Source organism: Streptomyces sp. NPDC101110 (genome assembly GCF_044759525.1).
In the GTDB taxonomy this organism is placed as follows: Bacteria; Actinomycetota; Actinomycetes; order Streptomycetales; family Streptomycetaceae; genus Streptomyces.
The window spans coordinates 354,069-365,830 of sequence record NZ_JBIVZM010000001.1 but is presented as its reverse complement, the minus strand read 5'-3'; the positions used below and the strand labels follow the sequence as shown (position 1 = coordinate 365,830).

At 72.7% G+C, this 11,762-nt stretch carries 11 protein-coding genes, 1 pseudogene and 1 riboswitch; of the genes and pseudogenes, 6 read left to right on the top strand and 6 right to left on the bottom strand.

The genetic code is table 11. The features are described 5' to 3' along the window. The first annotated feature begins 36 nt into the window (after nucleotides 1-36). Nucleotides 37-208: riboswitch (cyclic di-AMP (ydaO/yuaA leader) on the top strand. 8 nt (nucleotides 209-216) lie between these two features. Together ACIQU3_RS01775 and ACIQU3_RS01770 are read left to right on the top strand one after the other, a co-directional pair. Next, nucleotides 217-1,404, top strand: coding sequence for an NlpC/P60 family protein (locus ACIQU3_RS01775; protein WP_403923001.1), 1,188 nt, complete (start codon nucleotides 217-219; stop codon nucleotides 1,402-1,404). Between the two features lie 124 nt (nucleotides 1,405-1,528). Then, nucleotides 1,529-2,458, top strand: coding sequence for a hypothetical protein (locus tag ACIQU3_RS01770; protein ID WP_403724555.1), 930 nt, complete (start codon nucleotides 1,529-1,531; stop codon nucleotides 2,456-2,458). Here ACIQU3_RS01770 and ACIQU3_RS01765 read toward each other — a convergent pair. After that, a complete protein-coding gene (locus ACIQU3_RS01765; protein WP_403724552.1) occupies nucleotides 2,436-2,789 on the bottom strand; it encodes a hypothetical protein in 354 nt (117 codons plus the stop codon). The two genes, ACIQU3_RS01770 and ACIQU3_RS01765, sit on opposite strands and share 23 nt — an antisense overlap. Nucleotides 2,790-3,207: 418 nt before the next feature. Here ACIQU3_RS01765 and ACIQU3_RS01760 point away from each other — a divergent pair, with 418 nt between their 5' ends. Beyond that, complete coding sequence (locus ACIQU3_RS01760) at nucleotides 3,208-4,266, top strand: NlpC/P60 family protein (protein WP_403724548.1); 1,059 nt, start codon at nucleotides 3,208-3,210, stop codon at nucleotides 4,264-4,266. A gap of 88 nt (nucleotides 4,267-4,354) precedes the next feature. Here the strand turns inward: ACIQU3_RS01760 and ACIQU3_RS01755 are convergent, their stop codons facing one another. Beyond that, the gene (locus tag ACIQU3_RS01755; RefSeq protein WP_403724545.1) at nucleotides 4,355-5,095 is read right to left on the bottom strand and encodes a LuxR C-terminal-related transcriptional regulator; all 741 of its coding nucleotides are present in this window, start codon (nucleotides 5,093-5,095) and stop codon (nucleotides 4,355-4,357) included. Next, entirely contained in the window at nucleotides 5,092-6,384 is a 1,293-nt protein-coding gene (locus tag ACIQU3_RS01750; RefSeq protein WP_403724542.1) for a PspC domain-containing protein, read from the bottom strand. Before ACIQU3_RS01750 ends, ACIQU3_RS01755 begins: the two co-directional genes overlap by 4 nt. A 177-nt stretch (nucleotides 6,385-6,561) precedes the next feature. Here ACIQU3_RS01750 and ACIQU3_RS01745 point away from each other — a divergent pair, with 177 nt between their 5' ends. Both ACIQU3_RS01745 and ACIQU3_RS01740 read left to right on the top strand, forming a co-directional pair. Continuing rightward, nucleotides 6,562-8,025 carry a PspC domain-containing protein gene (locus tag ACIQU3_RS01745; protein WP_403724537.1) on the top strand — a complete coding sequence of 488 codons (1,464 nt, stop codon included), beginning with the start codon at nucleotides 6,562-6,564 and terminating at the stop codon, nucleotides 8,023-8,025. Then, nucleotides 8,012-8,236: a hypothetical protein gene (locus ACIQU3_RS01740; protein ID WP_403922999.1), complete on the top strand. Its 225-nt coding sequence runs from the start codon at nucleotides 8,012-8,014 to the stop codon at nucleotides 8,234-8,236. The genes ACIQU3_RS01745 and ACIQU3_RS01740 overlap by 14 nt, the downstream gene beginning before the upstream one ends. Before the next feature lie 43 nt (nucleotides 8,237-8,279). Here ACIQU3_RS01740 and ACIQU3_RS01735 read toward each other — a convergent pair whose 3' ends face one another. Beyond that, the gene (locus tag ACIQU3_RS01735) at nucleotides 8,280-8,810 is read right to left on the bottom strand and encodes a DoxX family membrane protein (protein ID WP_403724532.1); all 531 of its coding nucleotides are present in this window, start codon (nucleotides 8,808-8,810) and stop codon (nucleotides 8,280-8,282) included. A 305-nt stretch (nucleotides 8,811-9,115) separates the two neighbouring features. Next, nucleotides 9,116-10,390, bottom strand: coding sequence for a hypothetical protein (locus ACIQU3_RS01730; protein ID WP_403923209.1), 1,275 nt, complete (start codon nucleotides 10,388-10,390; stop codon nucleotides 9,116-9,118). Nucleotides 10,391-10,697: 307 nt separating this feature from the next. Here ACIQU3_RS01730 and ACIQU3_RS01725 point away from each other — a divergent pair. After that, nucleotides 10,698-10,805, top strand: a pseudogene (locus tag ACIQU3_RS01725) (Tat pathway signal sequence domain protein); the annotation flags it as partial. Between the two features lie 14 nt (nucleotides 10,806-10,819). Here the strand turns inward: ACIQU3_RS01725 and ACIQU3_RS01720 are convergent. After that, entirely contained in the window at nucleotides 10,820-11,614 is a 795-nt protein-coding gene (locus ACIQU3_RS01720) for a class II aldolase/adducin family protein (protein WP_403724530.1), read from the bottom strand. Between the last annotated feature and the right edge of the window lie 148 nt (nucleotides 11,615-11,762).

The following is an 11,762-nucleotide window of genomic DNA, read 5'->3' as shown; positions in this document are numbered from 1 at the left end:
GGCCGCATGACCCCCACCGGCGAACGTCGCCGGGCCGCGCGGCCTCCGCCGAGTCCGGTGTGCCGCAGCGGCAGCCGGAGCCGGGGACCCAACCGTGAACCTGGGGTGAATCGGCCCGACTCCCTGTGCGGAGCGGCCGTAGGGCAAACCTTCCGAACCACCCGCCCGAACCCGACAGCTAACCCGGTAGGCGGAACATGGAAGGAGTCGCCTCCCTTGGCGTCGCACCGCAAGTCGCGTCCTACGGGTACGCGCGTGGCAGGCATACGGACCCCCGCCCTGGCAACGGCGGCCCTCACCTCCGTGGCCCTGCTCTCCCAGTCGGCCAACGCCGCCCCCGCGGCCGACGACAAGCCCAGCCTGGAGGAAGTCGAGAAGAAGGTCGACGACCTGTACCGCCAGGCCGAGTCGGCGACCGACAAGTACAACGCGGCCAAGGAGAAGACCGCGAAGCAGCGCAAGCGCGTCGACACTCTCCTCGACGACGTCGCCCAGCGCACCCAGAAGCTCAACGAGGCGCGCGAGGAGCTGGGTTCCTTCGCCTCCGCCCAGTACCGCACCGGCGCCGCCGCCCCGGACACGGCGACGTTCCTGCTGGCGGACACCCCGCAGGACTACTTCGACCAGACGCAGCTGATGGACCGGATGACGGGCCGCCAGAAGGTCGCGGTCGACGAGTACGTCACCCAGCAGTCCGAGACGATGAAGAAGCGCCAGGAGGCCACCGAGAGCCTCGAGACGCTCACGGAGTCGCAAGGCGACCTGAAGACGGCCAAGGCCACCGTCCAGCGCAAGCTCGCCGACGCGCGCGAGCTGATGTCGAAGCTCACCGCCGAGGAGAAGGCCCGGCTCGCGGCGATCGAGAAGGAGAAGCGGGAGGAGGCCGCCCGCAAGGCCGACGAGCTGGCCCGGCAGCAGGCCGCGCGGCAGCAGGAGCAGGAGGAGGCCGCCCGGCAGCAGGACGGCGGGACGGCCTCGTCGGGCTCCACGGGATCCACGGGCTCCGGCTCGTCCTCCTCGACGGCCCCGGCCGACTCCTCGTACGCCACCAAGGCCGACAAGGCGCTGGCCTTCGCCCGCGCCCAGATCGGCAAGCCGTACGTGTGGGGCGCCGTCGGGCCCGGCTCGTACGACTGCTCGGGCCTGACCCAGGCCGCGTGGAAGGCCGCGGGCGTCACCCTGCCGCGCACGACCTACGACCAGGTGAACGCCGGAACCACGGTTCCGCTCTCCCAGGCCCAGCCCGGTGACCTGGTCTTCTTCTACGACGACGTCACCCACGTCGGGATCTACATCGGGAACGGCATGATGATCCACGCCCCGAAGCCCGGCACGTACGTTCGCGAGGAGTCGATCTACTACGACGGCGAGTCGGCGATCCACAGCGTGGTGCGCCCGGCCTGACCGGCCCCGTCACGTCTTCGAGGGGCACGGGCGCACGTTCCTGTGGGGCACGGGCGCACGTTTTTGAGGGGTACGCGCGCGTGCCCCTCTCCCCTTGCGCGCGCCGCTCTCTAGCATCGGCGCTATGTCCGGTCCCTCCCCGTTCGCCACCTGGTGGTCGACGTATGCGCTGGCGACCGGCATCGTGTCGGTCGGCCTGGACTCGGCGGGGTACGCGGTCCTCGCCCGCATCACCCTCGCCCTGGCCTGCGCGGCCTGGGCGGCGGCGGCCGCGGGCCTGGTCCAGCGGGCGCACGGCGAGTGGCGGACGGAGACGCCTGCCGCGCTCACCCTGGTGGCGGCGACCGCCGTCCTCGGCACCGGCTTCTCCGCGGCCGGACAGCAGACCCTGGCTGCGGCGCTGCTGGCGCTCGCCATGGTGCTCTGGGCGGTGCTGCTCACCGAGGAGGCCCAGGGGCGCCGCGGAACGGTGTTCCTGCGCTGCGTGGCCACCGAGGGGCTCGCCGTGCTCGGCGCGACGCTCGCCGCGGCCGACGCGGCGGCCTGGCTCGCCCACGCGGCCCTCGTGCTGTTCTGGCTCGGACTCGCGCTCTACGGCTTCGCCCTGTTCCGGTTCCAGCCCCGGCAGGTGGAGGAGGGGCGCGGGGACCACTGGCTGGCGGCCGGCGCCCTCGCCCTCTCGGCACTCGCCGGGGCGCGTCTCTTCGCAGCCGACGGCCCGCGCCTGTACCTGTGGAACGAGGAGAACGCCGACGTCCTGCGCACGACGACGGTCACGCTGCTCGTACTCGCGCTGATCGCCTGCGTCGCCCTGCTCCTCGCCGAGCTCTTCTGGCCAAGGCACCGCTACGACGTACGGCGCTGGGCGACGGTGTTCGCCGCCGCCGTGACGGCCGCGGCCGTCCTCGCGGTCGCCGCCGCCCTCGGCGTCCCCTGGCTCGACGTCGCAGGGGAGGTGCTGCTGTGGATCGCGGTGGCCGCCTGGCTCGGGTGCACCGCCTGGGCCCTCACCTCCGCGCGGCGCTCCGGGATCAGGTCCAGAGCACGGCGATGAAGACGTTCGCCGTGGTCAGCAGACCCACCAGGCCGAAGAGGCCCTTGTCGACCTTCTCTTCGTCCCGCTTCACGTAGACCAGGCCGAGGATCACGATCAGCAGGGCCAGCTTCACGCCGATCTTGATGTTGTTCACGGTCTGGTCGTCGGCCTGGTTGAGGCCGACCAGGATCACACCCGTGACCAGCATCGTGAACGCACCGTGCAGCATCGCGGGGGTGAAGCGGGCGGTCCCCTCCCCCATCGCCTTCATCTGGGTGAGGAAGCCGCCCAGGAGCGAGGCGATGCCGATGATGTGGAGGCCGACGAAGAGGTGGATGAGTACGTCCATGAGGCCGGAGCCTAATCAGGGCCTCCAGGGCCACCCGACACCGGCCCACGGGTACCCGAATGCACCCCATAGCAGCCGATCACGGTCACTCGCTGACGATTCGACGCATCGGTCATCACGCTGAGTGAAGTGGACGGCGTCGCGGCGGGCTCGCGGTCGCATACGGTCACCGTCGGTCCTCTCGAGACACTTCCGCACACCCGCCACCGGTCCGCCACGGTGACGCTTACCGTCCCCACCAGGTGCCCGGCTCCCCACCGCCGCCCGGGCCAGGGGCGGCAGTCGGACACCACCGCCGAAACAGTCCGGCGGCGGTCCGCTTCCCCTGTGCGGGCCGTCGCCGGACGCGCAGGCCGCCCGTCCGCTCCCCGCCGGCGGCCGCACCCGCCGGCGGTCGAGGAAAGGACGTGGCCTCCAGTTGGCAGCGCACCGCAAGCCCCGACAGCGCGCATTGGGTGGCGGCAAGGCCCGTACGGCCGCCACGATCGCCCTCGCGGGCGCGGCGACGGCGACGGGCTTCGACGGGACCGGACACGCCGAACCACAGCTCACCCCGGGCCAGGTCAAGGCCAGGGTGGACCGGCTGTACCAGGAGGCGGAGGTCGCCACCGAGAAGTACAACGGCGCGAAGGAGAAGGCCACGGCGGCCGGGCGGCGGCTGAGGAACCTCCAGGACCAAGCGGCGCGCAAGGAGGAGCGTCTCAACTCCGCCCGTGACGCCCTGGGATCGGTCGCCGCCGCGCAGTACCGCGCCGGCGGTGTAGACCCCGCGGTGCAGCTCGCCCTCTCCGACGATCCCGACCGGTACCTCGAGAACGCCGAGTTCGTCGAGCGGGCCGGCACCCGGGAGAACGCCGCCGTGGCGCGGGTGCGCAAGCAGCTCCGGGAGATCGAGCAGTTGCGCGGGGCCGCCCGCATCGAGCTGACGTCCCTGAAGTCACGGCAGGGCGAGCTGAAGCGGCACAAGAAGACGATCAACGGCAGGCTGGGATCCGCACGGCGGCTGCTGTCCCGGCTCGACGCGCAGGAACGTTCCCCGCTGGGCGTCTCCCAGGACCGGGCCTCGCGGTCGGCGGGCGGCCGGGAGACTCCCGCCGCCCCGGGCTCCGCCTCGTCCGAGGCGCCCGACTCCCGCGCGGGCGCCGCCGTCTCCTACGCCTACCAGAAGCTCGGCAGCCCCTACGTCTGGGGCGCCACCGGCCCGAACGCCTTCGACTGCTCGGGGCTCGTCCAGGCCGCGTACCGCGCGGCGGGCGTCTCCCTCCCCCGCACGACGTACTCCCAGATCGCCGCCGGCCGCCGCGTCGAGCGCTCCGAACTGCGCCCCGGCGACCTGGTCTTCTTCTACGCCGGCATCAGCCACGTCGGCATCTACGTGGGCAACGGCCGGATGATCCACGCCCCGAACCCGTCGGCACCGGTCCGCGTCGCGCCGCTGGACGAAATGCCGTTCGCGGGAGCGACGCGGGTGGTCTGAGAGGCTTGCGGGCGGACGGGTCCCACCCCGTGCCGCCCCGCCGGTGCCAGACCGAGCCCCGCCGGTGCCAGACCAGGCGCTGCCGGTGTCAGACCAGGCGCCGCGCCGTGGCCCAGCGGGTCAGCTCGTGACGGTTGGAGAGCTGGAGCTTGCGCAGCACCGCCGAGACATGCGACTCGACCGTCTTCACGGAGATGTACAACTGCTTGGCGATCTCCTTGTAGGCGTAGCCCCGCGCGATGAGCCGCAGCACCTCGCGCTCGCGCTGGGTCAAACGGTCCAGGTCCTCGTCGACCGGCGGCGCGTCCGTGGAGGCGAAGGCGTCCAGCACGAACCCGGCAAGCCGGGGGGAGAAGACCGCGTCGCCCTCCTGGACGCGGAAGATGGAGTCCACGAGGTCCGTGCCGGTGATCGTCTTGGTGACGTAGCCCCGGGCACCTCCGCGGATCACGCCGATCACGTCCTCCGCGGCGTCCGACACGGACAGGGCCAGGAAGCGGACCGGCTGCTCGGCGTCCGCCATCAACGGGGCGCAGCGGCGCAGCACTTCGACGCCGCCCCCACCCGGCAGGTGGACGTCGAGGAGGACCACCTCGGGACGGGTCGCGGTGATGACCGTGACGGCCTGGTCGACGTCCGCGGCCTCACCGACGACCTCGACGCCGGTCTGCGCGGTCTGCCCGATCTCGGCCTGGACCCCCGTGCGGAACATGCGGTGGTCGTCCACCAGGACCACGCGGACATGACGCCCCGGGCCGCCGCCCTGCTCCGCGGGCCCGGCCCCCTCCGCCGATCCCGCCGTACCGTTCGCCTCGGTCGGGTCGCTCATGACGTCTTCTCCGCCCTCTCCATCTCCAGCTCGACCTCCGTGCCGCCGTCCGGCACCGCGCGCAGCCGCGCCGTGCCGCCGTTGCGCTCCATACGGCCGATGATCGATTCTCTGACACCCATCCGGTCGGCGGGTATCGAATCGAGGTCGAAGCCGGGGCCACGGTCCCGGACGGACACGAAGACCGTCTTCCCCTCGACCTCGGCGAAGACCTGCACGGCGCCGCCCTCGCCACCGTACTTGGCGGCGTTGACCATTGCTTCCCGCGCGGCCTGCATCTGTGCGGCGATCCCGTCGTCGAGGGGGCAGTCGCCCACGACGACGACCTCGATGGGGACACCGTGCTTGTCCTCCACCTCGGCGGCGTTGCGCCGGACGGCGTCGGCGAGGGTGGTGGGTTCGTCGGCCTCGTCCTTGCCGGTGCCCTCGGGCTTGTAGAGCCAGGTGCGCAGGTCGCGTTCCTGGGCGCGGGCCAGGCGGCGGACCTCGTTGGCGTTGTCCGCGTTGCGCTGTATCAGGGTGAGGGTGTGCAGCACCGAGTCGTGCACATGGGCGGCGACCTCCGCGCGTTCCTGGGCACGGATGCGCATCAGGCGCTCCTCGGAGAGGTCCTGCGTCATGCGCACCAGGTACGGCCCGGCGAGCAGCGTTATGCCGACGAGGACCGCCAGGGCCGCCTGGAGGACGGAACCGAGGTGGGCCGCGGAGCCCTGGAGGACGAAGATGCCGGAGACGCCGGCCGTCACCAGCAGCACACCGCCCACCGAGCGCAGCAGCGTGACCGTGCGCCGGCGGCGGCCGACCTCTGCCCAGCGGGCCCGCCGGGCGTTGTCCGCCTGCCGCCAGACCAGGGCGACGCCTGCGCCGACGAGGACGGCCGGCCAGAGGTAGGCCCGGGCTCCGCCGCTGAGGTTCACGTTGCCCACGAAGACCATGGCAACCACGACCATGAGGAGCAGGGCGACGATCTGGCCCCTGTCGGGTCTGCGCGCGACGCGTCTGCGGCGGCCGTCGGGCGATGTCTCCTCGGTCAGCGGCGACGGCGGGCGCTGGGCCTCGACACCACCGACGCCGAGCGGGACGAAGAACCAGAACGCGGCGTACAGCAGCGCGCCGAGGCCGTCGGCCATGAACAGGCCGACGAAGACGAGCCGCACCCAGATCACGGGCAGCCCGAGATGCCCGGCGAGGCCGCGCGCCACGCCCCCGAGCCAGCGTCCGTCACTGCTGCGGTAGAGCTTGCGCGGCGGCCGCGGTTCGGCGAGTGGCGCTGCTGCGGCTTCCGACATGCCATTGATGGTCACACGTGCGGGAGTCCGGAGCATCAGGGTCGGCCCCTGAGGCTCCCCTGATCTCCGCGGTCCGCCCCTCGAACGCTTCCCGAGCCGCTTCTCAGGGCCGATATCAGGGTCCGGCCAGGGTCGTTCCGACTCCCGCCGGGGCGCCGCGCCCGTCACCATGGACCCATGACCGATCACGAGCACGCCGCGACGGGTCCGGGACCCGGCTCCGGCCCGCGCCCCCAGGGTGCCGGGCCGCAGGATGCCGCGCCCGCCGCGGGGCCCGCGCCCGGGCGCGCGGACGCGGGAGAACAGGGAGGAGCACCCGGTACGGCCACCCCCGGCGAGGAGGCCGTGCCGCCCGGGCCGCCGCACGCGTTCCGTCGCGACCGCCGCCACAAGACCCTGGCCGGCGTCTGCGCCGGACTCGGCCGGCAGTGCGACATGGACCCGGTGATCTTCCGCATCACGCTCGCCGTGCTCTCCGCAACCGGCGGCATCGGCCTGCTCTTCTACGGCTTCGCCTGGCTCTTCGTCCCCTACGACGACGAGGACGAGAACGAGGTCCGCAAGCTGCTCACCGGCCGGGTCGACGGCCAGGCCCTGGTGGCCGTGCTGTTCGCGCTGGTCGGCTGCGGCGTCTTCCTGACCATGCTGAACAACGGCGGGGTGCTGACCTTCGCCGTCGTCCTCTCCCTGGTCCTCGCGGGCGCCGGTTACTGGTCACGCCAGCGCGGCGCCCCCAGCCCCGATCCGCTGGCCGCCCAGGCCGCCGCCGACGCGCCGCCGGAGCCCCAGGCGCCGCCCGTCTTCCTCACCACCCCGTCCTGGTGGCGCGACCCGATCGTCAAGGACGGCACCCACATCGGCGGCACGGGCTACCTGTGGGGCCCGCGCGACACCCGCGATCTGGACATCGCCGCGGCCGTCAACATCGGCCTCGGCACCCGGCCCGGTACCCGCCCGGGCACCGGCGAGGACATACCCGCCCAGCGCACCCGGCCGCCCCGTCCGCGCGGCCCCCGCTGGATCGGCGGCTGGGTCTTCCTGCTGGCGCTGCTCGCCGGCGCTCTGGGCACGAGCCTCACCTGGGACGGGCACCCGCTCGGGACCAGCCTGCAGACGGGCCTGTCCTGTGCGCTCGCCGTTCTGGGCCTGGGCATAGCCGTCAGCGCCTTCCTGGGCCGGACCGGGGCGGGATCCATATTCCTGGCGATCATCACGGCCGGCCTGCTGGTCGGCGCGGCGGCTCTGCCGAAGGAGATCGACACGCACTGGGCGCGCACCACCTGGCAGCCCGCCACCGTGGCGGACGTACGGCGGCAGTACGACCTGGGCACCGGCGTCGGCACCCTGGACCTGAGCAGACTGGACGTGTCCGGGAAGCAGACGGTCACGACACGGGCGGAGATCGGCATGGGCAAGGTGAGGGTGCTGGTGCCCGAAGACGTGACCGTGCGCCTGGACGTCGAGGTGGGCGTCGGCGATCTCCGGCTGCCGGGCGACGACCCGAAGGACGTGGACGTGCAGCCGGGACGGCACAAGCAGATCACCCTCTCCCCCGCCCGGGGCGTCGAGAAGTCCGGAACCATCGACCTGGACCTCCAGGTCGGCGTGGGACAGGCGGAGGTCAGCCGTGCTGCGTCATGAACTCCAGCCCGGGAAGCTGGTCGCCGGCACCGTCCTCGTGCTGGCGGGTGTCCTCTACGCCGGTGACGCGGGCGGCGCCTGGCACACCCCGTGGTTCGTCGCGATCCCCCTCGTCACGGGCGGGCTGTGCCTGGCGGGCGCGGCGGCGCTCCTGACGGGCATGGTGCGTCGGCGCCGCCGGGACGGCCGTATGGGCGCGGACGCGGGCTGACGCCGGTACGGCGGGTGTCAGTCCGTCGCCGGTACGGCCTCCGCTAGCGGTACCCGCCGGTTCGCTGCCGTCGTCGCGACCGTAGCGCGGAGTCGACGGACAGCAGGGGCGCGCCCGCGAGGATCAGGGGGGTCCAGGCCATGAGGTAGGCGAGGTCGTTGCCGTAGTAGTACGGGTCGGAGGACCAGCTCACGGTCAGCCACAGGCTGAGGGAGATCAGCGCGCCTCCGAGTGCGGCCAGACGGGCGAGCAGACCGAGCAGGGTGCCGATGCCGACGGCGAGTTCCCCGAAGGCGATGGCGTAGCCGAACCCGACGGGGCTCTTGAGGGAGAGGTCGACCAGGGCGGGAATGGCGGAGGAGTCGCGTACGGCACGCATCATGTCGCCGATCGACCCGGAACCGGAGGCCTTCATGAAGGCGCTGTCGGTGAGTTTGTCCAGGCCGGCGTAGATGAAGGTGACGCCGAGGAAGATGCGCAGAGGCAGGAGGGCGTAGCGGGCTGCGCTGTCGCGCAGGCCTCCCCCGTCGCCGAAATGGGGGGCGTGTGTGTCCGTTCGCATACCGTGAGTCATCGCTGCTAGCCGCCTCTCGCCCGCCGGTGCCGAGACCCCCTCAACAGACGATACGTATGCCGAACGGACCGCGCTCAATCCTGCGCGAACGGCTCGGGTCGGCCTTCCGGCGACGCGGAGCGTCCCGCCGGGAGCCCACCGGGGTCGCCGACTCCCGCAGGGTGGCCCGACGGGGTGGCCCAACAGGGTGCACCCCGCGGGATGGCCCAGCAAGATGCACCCCGTGGATGGTCCAGCAGGGTGGACCTCGTGGGATGGCCCAACAGGGTGCACCCGGGGGATGGCGCCTTCAGGGTCGCCGCCCCTCACTCCGTCACGTCGACCGCGTACCGATTCGTCTCGGCCCCCGCGGCGGTGACGACCTGCACCTCCACCCTGCCCGGTTCCACGTCGGCCGGTACCGGCACGGTCAGCAGCGTGTCCGTGGGGTTGCGGAACCCGCCGGGCACCGGCACCAGCGGCACGTGGACGTGCACCGCGCCCACGCGCACCACCATCCGGGACAGCCGGTCGGCCCCCTGCGCCCCCGGCGGCACGAACCCCGCACCGCGGATCTCGATGTCGTCGCCGGTGCGGATCGGCCCGTCCAGGTCACCCGCCTCCCGGGCCCGGACCACGGAGAGGATGACCGGCCGGCCGCCCTCGGCGTACTTTCCCGCCAGATACGTGGCGCCCGACACCAGCACCACCACCGCCAGTCCCCAGGGCAGATCCGGCAGTTGCTCCGGGTGCCCGGCGAGCCGCACCGCCGCGAAGACCAGGGCGACACCGCTGATCACGACGTACTGGATGTCGGCGAAGGTGCCCCGTCCCGCGTCGTCGGTCAGCAGGTCCGCGGCCCGTGGCCGGTCGGCGCGCACCTTCTGCAGCCGTTGGCCCCGCACCCGCAGTCCGACCACCCGCCGCACGAGCACGGCGATCCCGCACAGCACGGCGAGCACGGTCACGATGCCGGCGCCCCGGGCGAGGCCCAGCCCTGAGATCAGCGCGTCCCGCTCCCGCTGTCCGGGGGCAGAGGCCAGCCGCCACGCGAGGACGAGCACCGAGTACACCACGAAGAGCACCCAGGCCGCGGCGACCGTACGGGACGTGGACAGCCGGTTGTCCTCACCGATCACAGGCGCCAGCACCCCGCCCCTCGCCCGGTGGAACCAGGACGCGGCGGTCAGCGCCAGGGCCGTCACCAGCGCCGCGGCCAGTCCGGCCGAACGCGCCGCCGACCAGCCGGCGCCGACCGCCGTGAGGGCCTGTCCGAGCAGCAACAGCACGACGGCCGCCCAGACCACGGCAGCGGTGCGCCGCCACAGGCCCGTCAGCCAGGCCTGCCCCTCGGCGCGGCCTCGCTCGGCGACCTCCTCGGCGGACTGCGCCAGTTCTTCGGAGACCCACTGGCGGGAGGCGAAGTCGGAGTGGGCCAAGGCGGCCGGCAGTCCGCGCCCGGCGGCGAACTCGTCCCGGCGGCGCAGAAAGGCGGCGACGGCCCGCCGGTGCCCTTCACGCGCCCCGTGCGGGCAGTCCCCGCAGGCACACCCGCCCTCGTGATCACCCCCGGATCCGCCCGGGTGTCCTCCGGCGTACATGCCGTGTCCACCGGTGGACATGCCGGCGTAGCCGCTCGCGTGCCCCTCCACGCGGACACCCGCACGCGCGGCCACGTACCCGCCCGGGTCCGCGCCGCCCTGCCCCGTCTCCTGCATCGCCACGCCCGACGCCCGCCTTCCCGCGACCCAACCACCGCCGGCCTTCCGGACCCCGGAAACACCGCTGTGCAACTCCCCTGCGACGACAGCGAATTGTGCCCTACATCACCCGGTTCGCGTCCGCATGGACTGGTCAACACGGGTGAACTTCGGCGCGCCCTGTTGACCCGGCCGGGAGAATTCCCCTATGGCCGAGATCATCCAGCGTGACGGGAGCTGGGCCTTCGACGGCGACACCATCCGGATCACACCCTGCCCGAACCGCGCCGTGCCGCTGTTCGGGCAGACACTGGGACCCGGCCCGACGGCCTAGCCGAGCAGCCCCGGCTCGCTCCGGCTGACGTCCTCCCACATCGGCTGGTAGTTGATCCACGCCACCAGGTCGCCGCCCAGCTGCTCCCGCGTCGCCACCGCCATCCGGTGCTCGATCCGGACCGGCCGCCCGGCCGCGTGCGCCGTCAGCTGCACCTGGCAGGAGCGCTCCATCGACACGAACCACCAGGCCGCCGCGTCCACCGAGTCGCCGACGGTCAGCAGCCCGTGGTTGCGCAGCACGAGCGCCTTGCGGGAGCCGAGCACCTCCGCGATGCGCCGCCCCTCCTCGGCGTCGACGGCGACGCCGGTGTACGTGTCGTAGAGGGCGTGGTCCTCGTAGAAGGCGCAGCTCTCCTGGGTGATCGGCTCCAGCAGTTCGCCGAGGGCCGCGAGCGCCCTGCCGTGCACCGAGTGGCAGTGGGCGACGGCGACCACGTCCGGCCGGGCGGCGTGCACCTGGGCGTGCACGGTGAAGGCGGCCTGGTTGACGTGGTAGGCGCCCTCGACGACCTGGCCGTCCTGGTTGGCGAGGACCAGGTCGCTCACGGTGACGTGCCGGAAGGGCATCCCGAACGGGTTGACCCAGAAGCAGTCGGTGAATTCCGGATCGCGGGCGGTGATGTGCCCGGAGACACCGTCCTCGTAGCCGAGCCGCCCGAAGATCCTCAGGGCACCGGCGAGCCGTTCCTTGCGGTGCCGGCGCTCGTCCTCGACCGACTCGTGCATCGGCGGCATGGCGAATCGCAGCCGGTCGGTGGGCAGCGGCAGGGGCGGCGTGGGCCCGTGCATAGGTCCTCCAGCACTGGTTCTGCTTACGGGCGGAAATTACCGTCCGTGAGGCCGGGAAGAACAGGAGCGGTTCGTGAAGATGCCACGAGCGCCCCTGCGAGCACCCTGTGCCCCTGCGAGTGCCCCCTGGCTCCCGCACCCCACGAAT

Coding starts and splice junctions, on each gene's coding strand:
- ACIQU3_RS01770 (WP_403724555.1), top strand. CDS start 1,529: ATGTCCGGTCCCTCCCCGTTCGCCACCTGGTGGTCGACGTATGCGCTG.
- ACIQU3_RS01765 (WP_403724552.1), bottom strand. CDS start 2,789: ATGGACGTACTCATCCACCTCTTCGTCGGCCTCCACATCATCGGCATC.
- ACIQU3_RS01755 (WP_403724545.1), bottom strand. CDS start 5,095: ATGAGCGACCCGACCGAGGCGAACGGTACGGCGGGATCGGCGGAGGGG.
- ACIQU3_RS01750 (WP_403724542.1), bottom strand. CDS start 6,384: ATGTCGGAAGCCGCAGCAGCGCCACTCGCCGAACCGCGGCCGCCGCGC.
- ACIQU3_RS01745 (WP_403724537.1), top strand. CDS start 6,562: ATGACCGATCACGAGCACGCCGCGACGGGTCCGGGACCCGGCTCCGGC.
- ACIQU3_RS01735 (WP_403724532.1), bottom strand. CDS start 8,810: ATGACTCACGGTATGCGAACGGACACACACGCCCCCCATTTCGGCGAC.
- ACIQU3_RS01730 (WP_403923209.1), bottom strand. CDS start 10,390: ATGTACGCCGGAGGACACCCGGGCGGATCCGGGGGTGATCACGAGGGC.
- ACIQU3_RS01720 (WP_403724530.1), bottom strand. CDS start 11,614: ATGCACGGGCCCACGCCGCCCCTGCCGCTGCCCACCGACCGGCTGCGA.